Raw genomic sequence first — 19,645 nt, forward strand, 5'->3', positions numbered from 1 at the left:
CATGGCTTGAGGAATTGCAGATGAAGTTTGAAGGCACCCGCGCCTACGTGGCCACCGATGACCTGAAGCTGGCGGTCAACGCAGCCATCACCCTGGAACGCCCGCTGCTGGTCAAGGGCGAACCCGGTACCGGCAAGACCATGCTGGCCGAGCAACTGGCCGAGTCCTTTGGTTGCAAACTGATTACCTGGCACATCAAGTCCACCACCAAGGCCCATCAAGGCTTGTACGAATACGATGCGGTCAGCCGCCTGCGCGACTCGCAGCTGGGTGTCGATAAAGTCCACGATGTGCGCAACTACCTGAAGAAAGGCAAGCTGTGGGAAGCCTTCGAAGCCGAACAGCGGGTGATCCTGCTGATCGATGAAATCGACAAGGCCGACATCGAGTTCCCGAATGACCTGCTGCAAGAACTCGACAAGATGGAATTCTACGTTTACGAAATCGACGAAACGATCAAGGCCAAGGTTCGCCCGATCATCATCATTACCTCTAACAACGAAAAAGAGCTGCCCGATGCGTTCCTGCGCCGCTGCTTCTTCCATTACATCAACTTCCCGGACCGCACCACGCTGCAAAAAATTGTCGACGTGCACTTCCCGAACATTAAACAAACGCTGGTCAGCGAAGCGCTGGACGTGTTTTTCGATGTGCGCAAAGTGCCCGGCCTGAAGAAAAAAACCTTCCACCTCCGAACTGGTCGACTGGTTGAAGCTGCTGATGGCCGACAACATTGGCGAAGCCGTATTGCGCGAGCGTGATCCGACCAAGGCCATTCCACCCTTGGCAGGTGCCCTGGTGAAAAACGAACAGGACGTACAGTTGCTGGAGCGCCTGGCGTTCATGAGCCGCCGCGGCAATCGCTGATTTTTCCAGAAGGCGATAAGCATGTTGCTGAATCTGTTCAATGAAATGCGTGCAGCCAAGGTGCCGGTCTCGGTACGCGAGTTACTGGACCTGATCAACGCCCTGAAACACCGCGTGACTTTTGCCGACATGGACGAGTTTTATTACCTGGCGCGTACGATTCTGGTGAAAGACGAACGCCATTTCGACAAGTTCGACCGGGCCTTCGGTGCGTACTTCAATGGCCTGCAAAACCTGAATGAACACCTTGAGGCCTTGATTCCGGACGACTGGTTGCGCAAGGAGTTCGAGCGCTCGCTGAGCGACGAGGACCGGGCCCAGCTTCAGTCTCTGGGCGGGCTGGACAAACTGATCGAGGCGTTCAAACAACGCCTTGAAGAGCAAAAGGAACGCCACGCCGGCGGCAACAAGTGGATCGGCACCGGCGGCACCAGCCCCTTCGGTTCAGGCGGTTATCACCCCGAAGGCATTCGCGTGGGCGATGCCGGCGCGCGTCAGGGCAAGGCTGCCAAGGTCTGGGAGCAGCGCGAATACAAGAATCTCGACGACCAGGTCGAATTGGGCACGCGCAACATCAAGGTGGCACTGCGGCGCCTGCGCAAATTTGCGCGTCAGGGCGCTGCAGAAGAACTGGACATCGATGGCACCATCGACCACACCGCCCGCGATGCAGGCCTGTTGAATATTCAGATGCGGCCTGAACGGCGCAACACCATCAAACTGTTGTTGCTGTTCGACATCGGTGGTTCGATGGATGCCCATATCAAGATTTGCGAAGAGTTGTTTTCAGCCTGCAGAACCGAGTTCAAGCACCTGGAGTATTACTACTTCCACAACTTCGTTTATGAGTCGGTGTGGAAGAACAACCAGCGCCGCCAGGTTGAACGTATCTCCACCCAGGATCTGCTGCACAAGTACGGGGCCGATTACAAAGTGATTTTCATCGGTGACGCGTCAATGGGACCGTATGAGATCACCCATGCCGGGGGCAGTGTCGAGCACTGGAACGAAGAGCCCGGGTATAAGTGGATGCAGCGCTTTATGGAGAAGTACAAAAAACTTGTCTGGATTAATCCTTACCCCAAGGACACCTGGCATTACACCGCTTCAACCGGCATCGTCCGCGATTTGATCGAGGATCGCATGTACCCGTTGACGCTTGAAGGGCTGGAAGAAGCGATGCGCTATTTGGCCAAGTAGCATTTGTTACAACGGAAGCTGCAGGCGTCGAGCTTGCTCGCGATTGGATCGCTGCGGTTTTTCAGATAAACCGCATTGACTGGATCGCGGGCAAGCTCCCGCCGACAGAGGTTCTAGCCAAGGCGTTGCATGTAACTGACGTGATGGCATTGCGCCGCATCCTGGGTGGTCGGCCGCAGGTGTACGCCCTCCCCCGGCAAACATTGCGCCAGACGCGCCAGCGCCAATGGAGTCAAGGCCCCAAGACGCGGATAACCACCAATGGTCTGGCGGTCATTGAGCAACACGATCGGCTGGCCATCGGGGGGGACCTGAATGGCGCCCAGCGGAATGCCTTCGGAAATCAGCGGCGCGCCCTGATACACCAGATTTGGCCCCAACAAGCGAATCCCCATGCGATCGGCGCGGCTGTCGACGGTCCATGGCTGGTTGAACGCATCAAACGTGCTTTGTCCACTGAAGGCTCCGATTTGCGCCCCCAATACCACGTCCAGGCAGGGTTTTGACGTGAAACCCGGGATAGCGTCCCGTGCCAGTTCACGCAGCGGCCGGGAAGCAGCGGCAAACGTCAACTCATCCCCGGTAACCAGCGCACGACCAAAACCGTCCGGACCGCCAAGCTGTTCACGGACCACCGTGGCACAACTGCCCAATACCTGGGGTGCGATAAAGCCAGCAGGCGCAGCCAAATAGGCCCGTGCACCGAGCAACGGCTGCGTGAATGCCAGCGTCTGACCTTTTTTCAGGACAAAACTGCGCCAGGGCTTAAGGGCCTGACCATCGACAGTGGCTGCCAGATCAGCCCCGGCCAGGGCCAGGCTGCAATCGGCCTGCGCCACCAGAGTCAAGCCACCCAAGGTGATTTCGATAACCGCCGCGTCTGGCGAATTACCCAACAGCCAGTTAGCCCAGGCCATTGAGAGCCAGTCCGCAGCCCCGCCCTGGGTAACGCCCAGGTGCCGGACGCCGAAACGGCCAGCATCTTGCAACATGCACATCGGGTTGCTGGCCTGAATCAATAAACCGCTCATGCCAGGGCCTCCTGTGGCGTGTCGTCGCCGCCCAGATTAATGAATTCAGCGTGGCTGACAGGGGCAAACTGAACGCTATCGCCGGGTTGCATCAGGCTGTAACCCTCGCGTTCACGGTCAAACAGCGCACTCGGAGTACGTCCGATGAGGTTCCAGCCACCTGGCGATTGCGCTGGATAGGCCGCGGTCTGGCGCTCGGCAATCCCGACGCTTCCCGCGGCAACCCGTTTGCGCGGTGTCGCGAGACGCGGTGCCGCCAGGGCTTCTTCCACCAGCCCCATGAACGCAAACCCCGGGGCAAAGCCCAGTGCAAACACCTGATAGTGATGCTCACTGTGACGGCGAATAACCTCACTCACCGACCAGCCGGTACGCTTGGCCAACAAGGTGAGTTCCGGGCCAACGCTCACGTCGTACCACACCGGCAGCACATGGCATTGGCCACGGCTTTGCGTGTCGGGCTGAAGATCGGTCAGTGCCTGGGCGATCAATTCACGGGCCTGGCCCGGGCTCAGCGCCAGCCCGTCGTAATGCACCATCAGGGTGGTGTAGGACGGCACCAGATCAATCAGTTGATCGGCAAATCCGGCACGCAGGCGTTGGCTCGCGGCGAGCATCCACGGCATGTTGGTTTCAGCAATTTCATCGAACAGACGCAGCATCAGGCAGTCGATGGCCACCACTTCAATCCGCGGCTTCATGACGGCATCTGCTGATTCAAGGCCTCGCGGATGCGCTGCACCGCCGCCACCGAACTGGCGTTGTCACCATGCACACACAGGGTATTGGCCTGCAAGACCAAGGCGCTACCGTCGCTGGCAACCAGCTGTTTACCGGCAGCAATAGTCAGCGCCTGCTGCACGATGACATCGGCCTCGTGATGCACGGCACCCGGCAACTGACGTGAGACCAAACGCCCGGCGTTGTCGTAGGCACGATCGGCAAATGCCTCAAACCACAACGTGAGCCCATACTCATCGCCTATCGCCTGAACCGCACTGTTGTCGCGGGTGGCCATCAGCATCAGCGGCAAACTCGCGTCGTAGGCCGCTACGGCCTGAATCACAGCCCGCAACTGCGCGGGATTGGCCATCATGTCGTTGTACATCGCACCATGGGGCTTGACGTAACTGACACGCGTGCCCTGAGCCCGGCAAATGCCCTCAAGGGCGCCGATCTGATAGTGCAACAGGTCTTGCAGCTCCTGAGGCGAGTAGGCCATCGAGCGGCGGCCAAAGCCGGCCAGATCCTGATACGCAGGGTGCGCCCCGATCCGCACGTTGTGCGCCAGCGCCAGCTTCACGGTGTTGCGCATGATGCTCGGGTCGCCTGCGTGAAAGCCGCAGGCTATGTTGGCGCAATCGATAAACGGCATCACTTCGGCATCCAGGCCCATGGTCCAGCTGCCGAAACTCTCACCTATGTCGCAATTCAATAACAGGCGGCTCACGATGATGCTCTTGTGGTGTTTTCTTATAGTTTAGAGAGCCGGCATTTTTCGACAGGCACACACCGTTCGTCCAACTAATAAAAGCCGGACGCCGAGATAAGAAAAAGTTGATTGCTTAACAAGACCGCGCTGGAAACATCAGCCCCTAAGGGGCTTAGTAGCTGCGCTCGCGGCGGGCAATGCGTTCACGCTGGCGCTTGCCCCCCAGCACGACCCAGTCAATCAGGCGCAGGAGCCCTTCAATCACGAAGGAAAACAACAGCGCACCGGCCATGGCCCACCCCATCGCGGCGGGCGACAACAGCACCTGATAGGTATAGGCATTCAGGGTTTCCTGGCGCATGGCCGGGTCCGCGGCGAAAGCCACCTGCAAGGCACGCATGTACCACGGCCCCTGCATAGCCTGGAACTGCTCGTCGAGCAGACGCTGACGGCCAAGCATCGTGCTCAGGCTACTGGCATCGCTGCGAAACACCGGGTCATCACTGCCCTGATAATGCGCCACCAGGGCTTGCAGATCGCCCTTGAAAAACTGGTTGGCGGTGTTCTGGAAACCCGCCAGTACGGTTTGCGCTTCGATCAGATGAGCTTCGACACGATTGGCGTAGTCATTGATAAACCCCGGCACTTGCACACCCATCAACAGGCCTGACGTGAACAACACCAACCGCAGGTAGCTCAAGAACATACACGCCCATCCTTATTTGGTTGTGCCCTGGCTGACGCATTCGCCGCGCCGCCACAGGCTCCATTGACCCGGTTCATAGCGCGTCCAGGTTTCATTTTCAGTCAGCGGCTCAGTGGCGATGACCGTGACCACATCATTGGGCGTGGTTTCGGCCTGAAAGTCGACGATCACATCGACGTCTTTCAAGCGAGCCGGACCAAACGGCGCACGACGGGTAATGTGCGCCAGCTTGGTCGAGCAATAGCAAAAGAGCCAGTCGCCATCACTGAGCAAGCAGTTAAACACGCCTTTACTGCGGAATTCTGCGCAGGCCGCCACCAGCACCGGCAGGATCCGTTCGACTTCAACCGGTTCGGGGAAGGCTTCGCGCACACGGTTGAGCACATCACAAAATGCGGCTTCGCTGTCGGTATCGCCAATCGGGCGGTAAAAACGGGTGCTCGGCGACAGGCCGGCCAACTGGCCATTGTGCGCGAAACACCAATTGCGGCCCCACAGTTCACGAACGAAGGGATGGGTGTTGGACAGGCACACCTTGCCCACGTTGGCCTGACGGATATGGCCAATCACCACTTCGCTTTTGATCGGGTAACGCTGCACCAGCAGGGCGACTTCAGAGTCGCAGCTGGCAGCCGGGTCCTGGAACAGACGCAGGCCACGGCCTTCATAAAAGGCAATACCCCAGCCGTCGCGGTGCGGACCGGTGCGTCCGCCACGCTGCATCAGCCCGGTAAAACTGAACACAATATCGGTCGGGACATTGGCGCTCATGCCCAATAATTCACACACGCTCGGACTCTCGCATTCAGGCTGACGAAACAAATTACAACCGTGGTTCAACCCGTGAAGGTGCTGTTGCACCCCGTGCAGCAGGACGACCGAAGCGCTCATTGCCGGCAGAGCCAAATGGCTGATCGTCTTCAGCGCTGTCGCGCGCCTGTTCTGCCGCGGCGGCAGTGGCCCTGCGGGTTCGCTCGATTGACCAGCGGATCAGTGCAAAGACCGCGTACAGGCAGAAGGCAAGAATGGCATACATCAATAGCTCCGAGACGGCACGCCAGACGTTGTTGCCTACCTTGAACGCCAGGTCAAGCGCAGTAATGGCGATGGCCGGGGCGAATTTTTCCTTCACTGGATCAATGATGGTCGGGCTGAACAGCAACACCGCCATCAATATGCGCAGCGGCTCACGCAACCAACGCCACATAAATCGGGTCAGGCGGCACCATACGAGCAGGCAGCCCAAAGCGGCAAAGGCATATAGGCCCCAGGCGATCAGATAGTCGTTCTCGGTCATGGTATCCATGGTCGGCAGGCAATGAGACGCTATGATAACGGCTTTTCGGCAGTGCGGCTGCACCGCCGTCCGCGCCATTTACTTTCATGCGAGTTTCAGAGACCTCTTAATGACCGAATCAGCCTACGCAAACAGCGCACCTATCGCACATAAGGTCGAGGGTTCCGACCCCTATTCGTGGTTACAGAATCGCGACAGCAAAGAGGTTTTGGACTACCTGAACGCTGAAAACAGCTACCAGGAAGCGCAACTGGCCGATCAGGCAGCATTGCGCGAAGCGCTGTTTCAAGAAATCAAAGGCCGTATTCGCGAAACCGATTTGTCTCTGCCCTCTCCCTGGGGGCCGTACCTGTACTACACGCGCACCCATGCCGGGGACGAATACGCCCGTCACTATCGCTGCCCGCGCCCGGCGGATGACAGCCAGCAGGTCGATGAAAGTGCTGAACACCTGCTGCTGGACCCGAACGCGCTGGCCGATGGCGGGTTTATTTCACTCGGGGCTTTCAGCATCAGCCCTGACCACCAGCGCTTGGCCTACAGCCTGGACACCAGCGGCGAAGAAACCTACCGCCTGTTCGTCAAAGAATTGAGCAGCGACGCGATCAGCGAGCTGCCTTATGAAAATTGCGACGGCAGCATGACCTGGGCCAATGACAGCCAGACGCTGTTCTTCGCTGAGCTCGACGATACCCATCGCCCGCACAAACTGTTGCGTCATACCCTGGGCGAGACAGAGGCACATGAAGTTTTTCATGAGCCGGACGGACGATTTTTCCTGCATTGCTATCGCTCAAGCTCCGAGCGCCAGCTGATTCTGTTGCTCAACAGCAAAACCACCAGTGAAAGCTGGGTACTGGATGCCGAGCAGCCGCAACAGCCGTTCAACTGCCTGGCGCCACGGGTTGAAGGCCACGATTACAGCGTCGACCACGGTCTGTTCGAAGGGCAATGGGCCTGGTTTATCCGCACCAATCAGGACGGTATCAACTTCGCCCTGTATTACGCTTTGGATGAGGTACCGGTACGCAGCAATTGGCAGCGACTGATCGCCCATCGCGATAACGTGATGCTCGAAGGGTTGAGCCTGAACGCGAATGCCTTGAGCCTGAGCCTGCGTGAAGGCGGCCTGCCGATCATCGAAATCCGTCCCGATGGGTTGCCGCCGTATCAGGTTCAACTGCCCGACGCGGCCTACAGCCTCTATGTGCAAGACAGTCTGGAATTTGACAGCAAGTACATTCGCCTGCGCTATGAAGCCCTGAATCGCCCGGCACAGATCCGCCAATTGACGCTGACCTCCGGCGAGCAATCTGTACTCAAGGAAACCCCGGTGCTGGGGCCATTCGATGCAAACGATTACGTCAGCCAGCGCCTGTGGGCCACGGCCCCCGATGGCACCCAAGTGCCGATCAGCCTGGTGGTCAAGCGCGATGCCCTGGGCAAAGCCACGCCGCTCTACTTGTACGGTTACGGTGCCTATGGCGAAAGTCTTGACCCGTGGTTCTCCCACGCCCGCCTCAGCCTGCTGGAGCGGGGCGTCGCGTTTGCCATTGCCCACGTGCGGGGCGGTGGCGAACTGGGCGAAGCCTGGTACCGCGCCGGAAAGCAGGAGCACAAGCACAACACCTTCAGCGACTTCATCGCCTGTGCCGAGCACCTGATCAAACAAGGCCTGACCCGTCCCGAGCAACTGGTGATCAGTGGCGGCAGCGCGGGAGGCCTGCTGATTGGCGCGGTGCTCAATCAACGTCCGGAGCTGTTCAAGGCCGCGATTGCCGAGGTGCCGTTTGTCGATGTGCTCAACACCATGCTCGACCCGGATCTGCCGCTGACCGTGACCGAATACGACGAATGGGGCAACCCGCAAGAGCCTGAGGTTTATGCGCGAATCAAAGCCTATGCGCCTTATGAAAACGTCACCGCCCAGGCGTACCCTGCTCTGCTGGTCATTGCCGGGTACAACGACAGTCGTGTGCAGTATTGGGAAGCAGCCAAATGGGTGGCCAAACTGCGTGCAACCAAGACCGATGATCATCTGTTGTTGCTCAAGACCGAACTGGACGCCGGTCATGGTGGCATGAGCGGGCGTTACCAGGGTTTGCGCGACGTGGCGCTGGAGTATGCGTTTGTATTTAAGGTGCTGGGGATCTGATCTGACTGAGCGGCAGGAGCCAATCTTGTTCGGTTCCTGCAGAGATCATTAGTCTTTGGGTTCAAGCCCGGGTAGCGGCTGGTCTTTGGGCGGCTGCGGCAAGTTGATTGGCGGCAGCGGAATCAGGCTGCCATTGCCGGCGGCCGGTCGGGGCACAATGCGCGGCGTGATTTGCGGATACGGGGTTGGCGTGGCGGTGCCCGGCGACCCCGGTGCGGGCGTCACGGGAGCCGACGGGACCGTAGCCAGCTCCGCTGCCCGGGCTGCACTTATCATGAGCGCACCCCACACAATGGCCGTTAGAATAGTACGTTTCATCTATCACTCCGTTGCCAGACCGGCTTGTCTGCCCTCAGGCTACTCGTAACCTGCGGTTTTTGCCCCTTTCTATGAGATATCCATGAAACGTTTTGTTTTGCTCGACACCACTCCAATCCCCGAAAACGGCGGTGCCTTGTGCCTGTTCGAGTATGGCGAAGACTTCGTGATCAAGATTCAGGGCGGCGACGGCGGTCAGTTGATGAACACCCGCATGCACGGTTCCGAAGATGCACTGGCCGAAATCCCCTGCCGAAAAGTCGCCGGACGCCCGCAATCCCGAGTGCTGATTGGCGGCCTGGGCATGGGGTTTACCCTGGCTTCTGCACTCAAACATTTGGGCAAGACTGCCGAAGTGGTGGTCGCCGAACTGGTGCCCGGCGTTGTGGAATGGAACCGCGGCCCACTGGGCGAGAAGTCCGGCAACCCGCTGCAAGACCCTCGCACCGTCATCCGCATGGAAGACGTGGCCAAGGTGCTGCAGGCCGAGCCCAGTGGGTTTGACGCCATCATGCTCGACGTCGACAACGGCCCCGAGGGCCTGACGCAAAAAGCCAATAGCTGGCTTTACTCGGCTGGAGGCTTGAGTGCCTGCGCCAAGGCCCTGCGCCCCAAAGGCGTGCTGGCCGTGTGGTCGGCAAGTGCCGACAAGCAGTTTTCGGACAAGCTGCGCAAGGCCGGTTTCAAGGCCGAAGAAGTGCAGGTATTCGCCCACGGCAATAAGGGCACGCGGCATACGATCTGGATTGCCGAAAAAATCAAAGGCTGATCAACAGCTAAACTTCACGACATAACCGTCATTTGTCTTAGAAAGGTGAACCCATGAGTTCAGCGAACCCACCCTCCCACACTGCCAAACTGGACCGTATCCTGGCCGATGCCCAGCGCGACCGTGAAATGGGCTACCGCGACAAAGCCCTGAAAATGTACCCCCACGTGTGCGGCCGCTGTGCCCGTGAGTTTGCCGGCAAACGCCTGAGTGAACTGACGGTTCACCACCGCGACCATAACCACGACAACAATCCGCAGGACGGCTCCAACTGGGAGTTGCTGTGCTTGTACTGCCACGACAACGAGCACTCGCGCTACACCGACCAACAGTACTTTTCGGACAGCTCCACCAGCAGCCCGAAAGTTGCCAAGGCCACCCACAACCCGTTTGCCGCGCTGGCCGGGCTGATGAAAAAAGACGATTAACCGTTGTCTTTGGCCGCTGGCGCCCGTCTTGCGTGAGCGGCCACAAATTTCGCCCTGCCCTTAAAAACCTTGCCAATGCCGGTATACTCGCGTCTTTTTTCTGAAAGGCTCGGGCACGTGGCAAACAAACGGTACAGCTGCATTGGTTTGTATAACCCCAAATCACCGGAAAACGTCGGCTCGGTGATGCGTGCGGCTGGTTGCTACAGCGTGGCGTCAGTGTTCTATACCGGAAAACGCTATGAGCGCGCCCGCGATTTCGTCACCGACACCAAGAAAGTCCATCAGGACATTCCCCTCATCGGCATCGACGACTTGAAAAAAATCATCCCGCTGGGCTGTATTCCGGTCGCCGTGGAGATGGTCGAAGGTGCACGCTCCTTGCCTGAGTACACCCACCCTGATCGGGCGATCTATATCTTTGGCCCGGAAGACGGTTCACTGGGCAAAGATGTGCTGGAGTGGTGCGAAGACGTGATTTACATCCCCACCACGGGCTGCATGAACCTCGCCGCCACGGTCAACGTCGTGCTTTACGACCGCCTGGCCAAAGGCAATAACACGCGGTCCGGTCCCAAGTTCTGAGCCGTCCGTCATTCGATGGAACGATACGCCCCCGCCGACAGTCAGCTCTGTATCGACGATCCCATTGGAGACTGAGCATGAGCGGAATACATCCTGTTGAGCGCATTGAGTCCACGGTTGAAAACCGGCCCTGTCAAAACGTGCAAGGCTGGGAGCGTGCCGGCTCCCTGGCGGGTGGCGTGGTGATGCTGGGCAAAGGGATTCGTCGTGGCGGATTTATCGGCTTGATCCAGATTGGCATTGGCGCCATTGCGCTTAAGCGCGGAATCACGGGGTACAGCTCAACCAAGCGCATGCTTGAACAAAGCCGCCAGCAATTGCACAGCCTGCGCTCGGATATTGAACGTGCGGGTGATGAATTGCTGAAACTCAAGGAAGTGAGCGAAGCGCAGGCAACGCAGAAAGCGAAGTAAGCCCGCCCGGGAACAAAGGCCAGCTGGCGCGCGACTCCCCCGCGGCGCCAGCCAGCTAGCTAGCTAGCTAGCAATTGCACGCTTATCGAGCTTCAGGCCTTGTTCTTGTTCTGCTGGCTGGCGCTCCAGTCCACCAGCAGGCTGTACGCAATGGCGAGCAAAGTGGGACCGATAAACAGGCCGATAAAACCAAAGGCGATCAAACCGCCGAATACCCCGAGCAGAACGATCACCAACGGCAGGTTGCCACCACGGCTGATCAGGTAAGGTTTGAGCACGTTGTCGACACCACTGATGATCAGCGTGCCCCAGATGCCGAGGAAGACCGCCATCCCGTAATCACCTTTCCAGGCTAGCCAGGCAGTCGCCGGGATCCAGATGAGGGGTGGCCCCATCGGGATCAGGCTGAGCAGGAACGTCGCAAGCCCCAGCACCAGCGCCCCGGGAACGCCCGCGATCAAAAAGCCGATCAATGCCAACAACGCCTGCGCGGCTGCGGTGCCAATCACGCCGTTGACCACCCGCTGCACGGTGCCCGCCACCAGTTCCTGATAATAATCAGCGCGATCGCCAATCAGTCGCTCTAGCAGGCCATGCACGAAATTCGCCAGTCGTGGGCCATCCCGATAGAAAAAGAACACAAAGACGATACTCAACGTTAACTCAAGAATGCCGCCACCGATCTGCGCACTCCGCGCCAGCAGCCAGTTGCCCACCTGCCCCAGGTAAGGTTTGACCGCCAGAATCAGGGCAGCCCCTTGCTCATCGATGGAGTCCCAGATACTGATCAGGCGTTCGCCGATAAGCGGAATGCTGCCGAGCCAGGTCGGGGCCTCGGGCAAGCCTTCGAGCTGCACATCCTTGACGAAAGTCGTTGCGTCGCGCACATGGTCCGCCAGGTTGAATCCCAGCCACACCAACGGCCCGGCAACCAGCAGCATCCAGCCTAGCGTCAGAATGCCAGCAGCCAGCGACTCACGCCCTTTCAACCCGCGCGTCAGCAACCGCATTAGGGGCCAACTGGCAAACGCGAGTACTGCCCCCCAGAACAGCGCCGACCAAAAGGGTGCCATCACCCACAGACTGGCACCGAACAACACCAGCAGCAGAATCTGCACCAGCAGGCGATCGTTATTGAGCATATGTGTTCCGCAGAGAGTTCAAAAAAGAGACAACGGCTACGCAGAGTGTAGCCGTCGTAGACAAACGTTTAACGCAGCAGCTCGATATGCAAACCCGGGGCTTCGCTGTTGCCCAGTTCTATCCGGGCGGCACGAACTCCCTTCTTGACCAGCGCATCGCGCCAGGCCGCTGCCTGAGGGCCCGTCAGGCTGACCCTGGAGGTGGTATCGAGGTTCAATGCCCGTGAAATCAGCGTGAGCCACTGTTCATCAGGCTCGCCGGTGAAGTTCGGAAAATCCAGCTCGCCCGTGCTTTTGAGCTGACGTTGCAGCGTGGCGGAAGTGGGCAAGAGTTCACCCAGATCGGTGCTCGACTCCAGTTGCTCGACATACAGGTAGTCTTTGCGGGACCCGCGATTGATGCTGTACAACGCAATGAGCTGGTTCTGTGCGGGGGCCGCCCTGCGCAACAACACATAGGACTGTCGATCGTCTGAGCCTACCAGCCTGGAATTGCCGAACACTTCATTGGCCCACAGACTGCTTTCGCCGCAATCCCGTGCCCGGCACCAGAACAGCAGTTCGGCACCTTTGGCCTGCAAGGCCTCGCGAGCAGCCGTGAACGCATCATTGGCCGTGTGCTCAGGCGGTAACTCGTAGATGATGGCCGTCGTCTGACCACGGGCGTTGACCTGCCCTTCGAAACGAAGGCGGCCACTGATCTTGCGGATCGCACCCAACGGGTAAATACGTTCGACGTCGGGCCGTACGGTGTAATCCACAATGTGTGCATCTGCCAGCCGTGGCACGTCTTGCAAATCATGGCTGCCGGGTACGTCGGCAGCCCACACCAGCGGGCTCAAACAGCTCAGGCCCAGCACACGGATAAAACCATTGACTGTTTTCATCGGCGTGCATCACCCGAGGGCGATATGTGTTGCAGCTTCCTCACGAAAAAGACCGGGTGGCCGTTCGGGGTCGCAGCGGTGTAGAGATCTGTCATGGTTGTCTCCCATTTCAACCCGCCAAGCCTCGGCAGTTGGCCGCTGCAAGTCAAGGAACAGCGAAGAAGCGATTGAAACAGTCTGCAACAAGGATTGCCCCAGCTTCGTCATTGATGTGCAAATGATGGCCACCGGGTAACCGTTCCAGGTTGAAGGGTAGTCGATTCAGCAACTCTGAATGACTGGCTAACATGCCCTGCTCGGCCACTACTAGCGTCGTCGGACAGCTCACCCGGCGAACGAAAGACATGGCCTGCTCGTCACTCAGGCGCAAAGGAGACGGTAAGGTCAGACGACTGTCACTGCGCCAGCTATACCCCCCTGGCACCGGCATCAAACCGCGCTGAGCCAGAAACTCTGCAGCCTCCCGACTGACCGCCACCATGCCTTTCATCCGCGCCTCAATAGCCCTATCGAGAGTGGGATGCACCGACTTGCGTTTATGCTGCAGGTCGAGTTGCGCTTGCAACGCTTGCCCCATGCGCTCGGCCGCATCGGCTTCGGCACCCGTGCGCAGCACAATTCCGTCAATCAGCGCCAGACGGGTAACACGCTCTGGAAACGACCCGGCAATCACCACCGAAACAATTGCCCCAAGGGAGTGCCCCAGCAGCGCAAATTGCTTCCAGCCCAATTGTTCAGCTACGCAGAGTACATCGAAAGCGTAATCCGCCAACGAATACCCCGCCCCTTGAGGTCGGTGATCGGAATGGCCATGCCCGGCAAAATCCAGGGCCACTATACGCAAGCCTGAAAGCCGGGGAGCCAGCCGGGCGAAGCTGTTGGCGTTGTCCAGCCAGCCATGCAGGGCAATGACCGGAATGCCGTCTTCAGGGCCAAAAATATGCGCTGCGAGTTCGATATGCGGCAGGCTCAGACGAATTTCTTCAACCACAGGGCTCATGCAAAGTGCTCTTCAGGGGCCAGGATGGCGAAGCTCCCAGCGGGTAAATATTTGTTTGAGCAGGCTCGCGGTCTCCTGCGGCTGCTCCAGCGGAAACATGTGCCCGCCAGGCACGCTCAGCGACTCGCCGTTAGGCATGCGCGAAACGGCCCGGGCATGATGGCGCATCACCACACGGCTGTCGCGCCCGCGCACAATGGCCAGTGGCACTTGCAACGGGAAGACGCGCCCGGGACTGATATGGGGGACACTGCGGTAGATGTCGATTTCGGTGGCCGGATCGAAGCTCAATCGCAAGCGATCATCAAACGGCTGCAAACCGTGCTCCAGATACGCCTCCAGGCAATCCGGGTCAAAGCTGCGAAACAACGATTTGCCATTGAAATAGGTACGGGCTGCTTCCCGGTCGGCAAACTCTTCGCGCCGGCCCAATGTGCGGCCAGCCGGGGTCAGACGATCAATAAAACCAAAGCGCTTGGCCGCACGGATGACCCACTGGTCGGTGCGGGTCAGCACCGGCGAGTCGAGCATCACCACCCCCTTGTAGAGGTGCGGGCAGCGGGTCGCTGCGTACAGGTGCAATATCCCGCCCAGGGAATGGCCGACACCCCATACCGGGGCTGACTGCTGTTGCAGATGAAAAATCAGCTCATCAACCAGATTGCGCCAGTTGTTGTCCACCGGAAAACGCGGATCGTGCCCGTGTTGCGACAGGTGCGCCACGCTGAAATCCGGCGCAAGGGCGTTGAACAACTTGCCATAGGTGGCCGAAGGGAAGCCGTTGGCATGGGCGAAGAAGATCTGCCGAGACATACAAGGCGTCCAGAGATAGGGAATACGCCTTATTGTCTGTAGGAAAATTCTTAACATCAATGACCGTATACGCCAGGACAGACGCCACTACGGCCATTAGCCATCCTTTACTCAGCGCACAGGCGGTGTTTCGCCCAGTGGCACCACAGCCATGGTCAAACGGGAGATGCAGTTGAGCTTGCCTTCAGCGTCCGTCAAACGGATATCCCAGACATGGGTCGTACGACCGATATGAACTGGACGTGCGACTGCGCTTACCCGTCCACTGCGAACACCGCGCAGGTGGTTGGCGTTGACCTCAAGCCCCACACAGTAGAATTTCTGTTGATCGATGCACAGGTAGCTGGCCATCGAGCCCAGGGTTTCGGCCAACACGACAGAGGCCCCGCCATGCAACAGCCCGAACGGTTGATGAGTGCGATGATCGACCACCATGCTTGCCGTGATGGACTGCTCATCAAAAGCATCGAAGGTGATGTCCAGCACCTCACAGATGGTGTTGGGGCGTAGCGCATTCAGTTGCGCCAGGTCTGGCGGAGTACTCCACAAGCTCATGGGTCATTCCTTGGTCAGTGAGTGTTGAGGCCGAAATGCCGTAGGACTTTTCGCATAAACCCGAACTATCTTTCACTCTCCCCCATGTGCGCAACCGTTGCGACTGCGCGCCCCCGATGCTTGCGGCAATCAGGGGTGTCGCACGCTGAGCAATGTCATGCTGCCAGCGAGCGGCCATTCCCCTTCGAGCTCCGCCAGACTTGCGGTCTGCATGGGCTGTGGCTGACGCAAATGGCCATGCTGCAACAGACTGATAAAATCACCGACAAAGGGCTGATGACTCACCAAAAGCACATTGCCATGGTCAGGCAGCTGGCTCAGGGCGTACTTCGGTTCGCTCTCAGGCGTTAGCCACGGCGCGCTGATGAACGCGCCTGTGAAGCCCAGGGCTTCACGCACCAACGCCGCCGTTTGCCGGGCCCGGATGTAAGGGCTGATCAGGATCCTGTCCAGCGGTTGGCCAATCAGATGAGCAGCGCTTTGCAGCACTTGCTCACGCCCATGAGCCGTCAGCTCGCGGTCGGCATCACGCCTGGCATGAGGCTCAGCTTCTCCGTGCCGCAGAATCCAGACCTTCACGGCTTGCTCTCGGTGCCGTTGTCCGGTGCCTCATAAGGTGCTTCACCTTCAGGTGCGCGCGACGCTGGCCAATCGGCAAACGGCCAAGGCTTTTGCTCGGTGTGAAAACTGCCAAAACGGCCAATCTGCGCGAGATACAGGCTAAGGCTGTCGCCGAAGTTCATCAGCCCTCGGTTCGGGGCGCCATACACCAGACGATAAATCAGTTGCACCAGCACCAGGCCGCCAAGCACCAATTGCGCGACTTGCCAGACTAAAAGGAATACCAGCATCCACAGCACGCGCAGAACGAGAGACTCATAGCGGGAGGCTTGTTTAGGGTCGTTCATGTGCCGCTCCTGTCGTGCTCAGTTAAAACCACTGGTGGAGATAAAATCGACATCGGTCTTGGGCTCGGCGCGCATCAACAATTCGATGACCTGATTCAGCGTGCGCCCCTCGAACAGGATGGCGTGCAGGCCAGCGACCAACGGCATGTAAACATTCAGCTCCTGCGCCTTGGTCTTGAGCACTTTGAGGGTGTTCACCCCTTCAGCCACTTCGCCCAGACGGTTGACCGCCTCTTCGAGGCTCAATCCCTGCCCCAGGGCATAACCGACCTGATAGTTGCGGCTTTTAGCGGACGAGCAGGTCACAATCAAGTCACCTACACCGGCCAGGCCGAGAAAAGTCATTGGGTTGGCACCCTGACTGACGGCAAAGCGGGTCATTTCTGCCAAGGCACGGGTAATCAGCATGCTCTTGGTGTTTTCGCCCATGCCCAGCGCTACGGCCATGCCGGCGATGATCGCGTAAACGTTTTTCAACGCCCCGCCCAGTTCCACGCCGAACCGGTCGGCACTGGCATACACCCGGAACGTGCGGCCGTGCAGAGCAGCCTGAACCTCAGTGCACAGGGCTTCGTCAGCACTGGCCACTACCGTGGCGGTCAGCGCATGCTCGGCGACTTCGCGGGCCAGGTTGGGCCCGGACAACACGCCGATGCGCGCTTGCGGAGCTATTTCTTCGAGGATTTCGCTCATCAGTTTGAAACTGTGCGCCTCGATCCCCTTGGTCAGACTGACCAGCATTTTTCCGCTCAAGCGCTCGGCATGCACCGCCAGCACATTGCGCAATGCGCTGGACGGCAATGCCACAAAGCACAGTTCGCAAGTATCGAGGGTCGCTTGCAAGTCAGTGACCGGCTCGACGCCCGGATGAATCTTGATGCCTTTAAGGTAGCGAGGGTTCTCTCGATTGAGGCGAATCGCCTCGGCTTGCTCAGGATCGCGCATCCACTGATGCACACGATGACCGTTCTCTGCCAGCAAGTTGGCCACGGCGGTGCCGAAACTCCCGCCTCCCAAGACCGCAATAGCGCGCTGTTCCGTCATATGCAAACCCGTTTTCCATCTAGCTGTGGCAATCCCCGCATTATACGGAGCACATCCCTCGCGACTACCCCCAAGGCAAATGCTTGTGTGATTGAGTTCCCGGAAATAGATAGACCCGACTGGAAAAGCAGAGCGGCTCGGTTAACATGCCGCCTCGCTACTCATACTTTAGGGGCAGCTCTGCTGCAGGCAAGAATGACCGCTCTCAGTCGCTGGGATATCCATACCCGGACACAGATGATGAGTCTGGGCCCGGCCTTGTTATTGACCTTGTTGTTAATCAGCTTTTTTACCTTCGTGCGGATCCAGGACTTGCGTCAGGAGCTGAACCGCACAGGCCAGCTGATTGCCAGCCAATTGGCACCGGCCACGGAATACGGGGTGATGTCCGGCAATACCCACGTACTGGAAACCTTGATCAAGGCCTCGCTGAACACGCCCCACGTCCAGTTCGTGCAGGTTCAGGGACGGACTGACAACGTACTGGCTCACGCAGAACAACCGGCGTCAGCCTTTGATACGCGTTCACAGATCGAAGTGTTCCAGGCGCCGGTCCGACTGCAGACAAGTCCGCCCGACCCTGTCTTCCTGTCCAGCAACGATCCTGTAGCGGCGCCGAGAGAGGACTATCTGGGCCGGGTCCTGGTGGGCATGTCCAACGAGTCATTCAATGAGCGCCAGCACGAGATCCTGCTGAAAGCCGTGATCCTCGCGCTGTTTGCACTGGGGTTCACTTTCCTGCTGGCCAAACGCCTGGCGGCCAACCTGTCCAGACCCATCAGCGACATGAGCAATGCTGTCAAAGCCATCCAGCAAGGTGACTACAAAACCCCGCTGCCCGTGGTTGACGATGGCGAACTGGGCAGCCTGGCGCAACATATCAACAACCTGGCCGAAGCCCTGGAGCAAGCCAGTCGTGAACAGAAGACCACCATCGCGCAGCTGATCCAGACCCGCGAAGAGGCCGAGCAGGCCAACCGTGCCAAAACCGACTTTCTGGCGATGATGAGTCACGAACTGCGTACACCGATGAATGGGGTCTCGGGGATGCTGCAGCTTCTGGAAACCACCGAAATGACCGAGGAGCAGGTTGAATATGCCGCCCTCGCCTCCGAGTCCACCGAGCATCTGCTCAAGGTCATCAACGATATCCTCGACTTCTCGCGAATTGAACGCTCGACGCTGGAACTCGAGCACATTCCTTTCAATCTCGCCGATCTGATCAACACCAGCGCTCAGGCCTTCCAGCACAGCGCCGGGCAACGGGGCCTGCAGTTGCAGCTGAACATTCCCGACGACCTGCCGGGCTTGCATGTGCTGGGCGATCCCACCCGGATCCGGCAAATCCTGGTGAATCTGATTGGCAACGCCCTGAAATTTACCGAACACGGACGTGTGCTCATCGAACCCCGCGGTCAACCGCTGGATCACGAGCTGATCTGGTTCACCTGCACCGTGAGCGACAGCGGTATCGGAATAAGCACCGACAAACTGGAATCGATGTTCAATGCCTTCCAGCAAGCAGACAGCTCGATTTCGAGGCGTTATGGCGGTACGGGCCTGGGCCTGCCTATCGCCCGCACCCTGGCCGAACGCATGGGCGGTACGCTACATGCCAAGAGCGAGGAAGCACGGGGCTCGGTGTTTACGCTGGAAATTCCTCTGGCACTGCATCACCCCGTTGCGCCCGGCAGCAGACCGGCCCCGGAGGCCGAGCCTGTGTCCCCAGCCGGACGCCGGGTGTTGCTGGTCGAAGATAACAAGGTCAATCAAACCGTCATTGCCGCGATGCTGAGCAGCCTGGGCTATGAGGTGAGTGTCGTCAGTGACGGTGCGCAAGCGATCCATCGGGCCAACACCGAATGCTTTGCGGCGATCCTGATGGACTGCCGCTTACCGATCATCGATGGCTATGAAGCGACCCGGCAAATCCGCCAACTGACGGGCGGCACTGCGCTGCCGATCATTGCCTTGACTGCGAACGCGTTGCAGGGCGACCGGGAGACCTGTTTGCTGGCCGGAATGAACGATTACCTTGCAAAGCCCTTCAAACGGGCTGATCTGGAACAAATCCTGCTGCATTGGGTCCAGTAAC

General features: G+C 58.8%; 22 protein-coding genes and 1 pseudogene. 8 read left to right on the plus strand and 15 right to left on the minus strand.

Translation table 11 applies throughout. The features are described 5' to 3' along the window. Positions 1-20 precede the first annotated feature (20 nt). Positions 21-867: pseudogene (locus tag DQN55_RS15095) on the plus strand (AAA family ATPase). A gap of 21 nt (positions 868-888) precedes the next feature. Then, positions 889-2,067, plus strand: coding sequence for a vWA domain-containing protein (locus DQN55_RS15100; protein WP_048382949.1), 1,179 nt, complete (start codon positions 889-891; stop codon positions 2,065-2,067). Between the two features lie 113 nt (positions 2,068-2,180). Here DQN55_RS15100 and DQN55_RS15105 read toward each other — a convergent pair whose 3' ends face one another. From DQN55_RS15105 to DQN55_RS15130, 6 genes are all read right to left on the minus strand, one after another. Beyond that, positions 2,181-3,098, minus strand: a complete 918-nt coding sequence (locus tag DQN55_RS15105) for a 5-oxoprolinase subunit C family protein (protein ID WP_048382948.1) — start codon at positions 3,096-3,098, stop codon at positions 2,181-2,183. Next, the gene (gene pxpB, locus DQN55_RS15110) at positions 3,095-3,799 is read right to left on the minus strand and encodes a 5-oxoprolinase subunit PxpB (protein ID WP_048382947.1); all 705 of its coding nucleotides are present in this window, start codon (positions 3,797-3,799) and stop codon (positions 3,095-3,097) included. The genes DQN55_RS15105 and pxpB overlap by 4 nt, the downstream gene beginning before the upstream one ends. Beyond that, entirely contained in the window at positions 3,796-4,548 is a 753-nt protein-coding gene (locus DQN55_RS15115) for a 5-oxoprolinase subunit PxpA (protein WP_048382946.1), read from the minus strand. Before DQN55_RS15115 ends, pxpB begins: the two co-directional genes overlap by 4 nt. Before the next feature lie 154 nt (positions 4,549-4,702). Further along, on the minus strand, positions 4,703-5,236 hold the full coding sequence (locus DQN55_RS15120) for a DUF2937 family protein (protein ID WP_048382945.1): 534 nt from the start codon (positions 5,234-5,236) through the stop codon (positions 4,703-4,705). A 12-nt stretch (positions 5,237-5,248) separates the two neighbouring features. After that, positions 5,249-6,025: a class II glutamine amidotransferase gene (locus DQN55_RS15125; protein WP_048382944.1), complete on the minus strand. Its 777-nt coding sequence runs from the start codon at positions 6,023-6,025 to the stop codon at positions 5,249-5,251. A gap of 34 nt (positions 6,026-6,059) precedes the next feature. Continuing rightward, positions 6,060-6,542, minus strand: coding sequence for a hypothetical protein (locus DQN55_RS15130; protein ID WP_048383216.1), 483 nt, complete (start codon positions 6,540-6,542; stop codon positions 6,060-6,062). Positions 6,543-6,642: 100 nt separating this feature from the next. Here DQN55_RS15130 and DQN55_RS15135 point away from each other — a divergent pair, with 100 nt between their 5' ends. Beyond that, the gene (locus tag DQN55_RS15135) at positions 6,643-8,688 is read left to right on the plus strand and encodes a S9 family peptidase (RefSeq protein ID WP_048382943.1); all 2,046 of its coding nucleotides are present in this window, start codon (positions 6,643-6,645) and stop codon (positions 8,686-8,688) included. 48 nt (positions 8,689-8,736) lie between these two features. Here DQN55_RS15135 and DQN55_RS15140 read toward each other — a convergent pair whose 3' ends face one another. Next, entirely contained in the window at positions 8,737-9,006 is a 270-nt protein-coding gene (locus DQN55_RS15140; RefSeq protein ID WP_048382942.1) for a hypothetical protein, read from the minus strand. An 82-nt stretch (positions 9,007-9,088) separates the two neighbouring features. Here DQN55_RS15140 and DQN55_RS15145 point away from each other — a divergent pair, with 82 nt between their 5' ends. From DQN55_RS15145 to DQN55_RS15160, 4 genes are all read left to right on the plus strand, one after another. Next, positions 9,089-9,775, plus strand: a complete 687-nt coding sequence (locus tag DQN55_RS15145) for a spermidine synthase (protein ID WP_048382941.1) — start codon at positions 9,089-9,091, stop codon at positions 9,773-9,775. 53 nt (positions 9,776-9,828) lie between these two features. Continuing rightward, positions 9,829-10,203, plus strand: coding sequence for a YajD family HNH nuclease (locus DQN55_RS15150; protein ID WP_048382940.1), 375 nt, complete (start codon positions 9,829-9,831; stop codon positions 10,201-10,203). Between the two features lie 117 nt (positions 10,204-10,320). After that, positions 10,321-10,788, plus strand: coding sequence for an RNA methyltransferase (locus tag DQN55_RS15155; RefSeq protein WP_048382939.1), 468 nt, complete (start codon positions 10,321-10,323; stop codon positions 10,786-10,788). 77 nt (positions 10,789-10,865) lie between these two features. Continuing rightward, complete coding sequence (locus tag DQN55_RS15160; RefSeq protein ID WP_048382938.1) at positions 10,866-11,201, plus strand: DUF2892 domain-containing protein; 336 nt, start codon at positions 10,866-10,868, stop codon at positions 11,199-11,201. A gap of 92 nt (positions 11,202-11,293) precedes the next feature. On the opposite strand, the gene DQN55_RS15165 is transcribed toward DQN55_RS15160, so the two are convergent. The 8 genes from DQN55_RS15165 to DQN55_RS15200 all read right to left on the minus strand — a co-directional run bounded on the left by DQN55_RS15165 (position 11,294) and on the right by DQN55_RS15200 (position 17,550). Beyond that, positions 11,294-12,343: an AI-2E family transporter gene (locus tag DQN55_RS15165; RefSeq protein ID WP_048382937.1), complete on the minus strand. Its 1,050-nt coding sequence runs from the start codon at positions 12,341-12,343 to the stop codon at positions 11,294-11,296. A gap of 68 nt (positions 12,344-12,411) precedes the next feature. Continuing rightward, a complete protein-coding gene (locus DQN55_RS15170; RefSeq protein ID WP_048382936.1) occupies positions 12,412-13,230 on the minus strand; it encodes a DUF4892 domain-containing protein in 819 nt (272 codons plus the stop codon). Between the two features lie 145 nt (positions 13,231-13,375). Continuing rightward, positions 13,376-14,230: an alpha/beta hydrolase gene (locus DQN55_RS15175; protein WP_048382935.1), complete on the minus strand. Its 855-nt coding sequence runs from the start codon at positions 14,228-14,230 to the stop codon at positions 13,376-13,378. 12 nt (positions 14,231-14,242) lie between these two features. Next, positions 14,243-15,043 (minus strand): alpha/beta fold hydrolase, encoded by an 801-nt coding sequence (locus DQN55_RS15180; RefSeq protein WP_048382934.1) that lies wholly within the window; start codon positions 15,041-15,043, stop codon positions 14,243-14,245. Between the two features lie 111 nt (positions 15,044-15,154). Then, positions 15,155-15,598 carry a hotdog fold thioesterase gene (locus DQN55_RS15185; protein ID WP_048382933.1) on the minus strand — a complete coding sequence of 148 codons (444 nt, stop codon included), beginning with the start codon at positions 15,596-15,598 and terminating at the stop codon, positions 15,155-15,157. Between the two features lie 129 nt (positions 15,599-15,727). After that, positions 15,728-16,177 (minus strand): phosphohistidine phosphatase SixA, encoded by a 450-nt coding sequence (gene sixA, locus DQN55_RS15190; RefSeq protein ID WP_048382932.1) that lies wholly within the window; start codon positions 16,175-16,177, stop codon positions 15,728-15,730. Continuing rightward, positions 16,174-16,506 carry a DUF4389 domain-containing protein gene (locus DQN55_RS15195; protein WP_048382931.1) on the minus strand — a complete coding sequence of 111 codons (333 nt, stop codon included), beginning with the start codon at positions 16,504-16,506 and terminating at the stop codon, positions 16,174-16,176. Before DQN55_RS15195 ends, sixA begins: the two co-directional genes overlap by 4 nt. Positions 16,507-16,524: 18 nt before the next feature. Continuing rightward, positions 16,525-17,550: an NAD(P)H-dependent glycerol-3-phosphate dehydrogenase gene (locus DQN55_RS15200; RefSeq protein ID WP_048382930.1), complete on the minus strand. Its 1,026-nt coding sequence runs from the start codon at positions 17,548-17,550 to the stop codon at positions 16,525-16,527. 195 nt (positions 17,551-17,745) lie between these two features. Between DQN55_RS15200 and DQN55_RS15205 the strand changes: the two genes are divergently transcribed. After that, entirely contained in the window at positions 17,746-19,644 is a 1,899-nt protein-coding gene (locus DQN55_RS15205) for an ATP-binding protein (RefSeq protein WP_048382929.1), read from the plus strand. Position 19,645 lies beyond the last annotated feature (1 nt).

It is taken from the genome of Pseudomonas taetrolens (assembly GCF_900475285.1).
Lineage (GTDB): Bacteria > Pseudomonadota > Gammaproteobacteria > Pseudomonadales > Pseudomonadaceae > Aquipseudomonas > Aquipseudomonas taetrolens.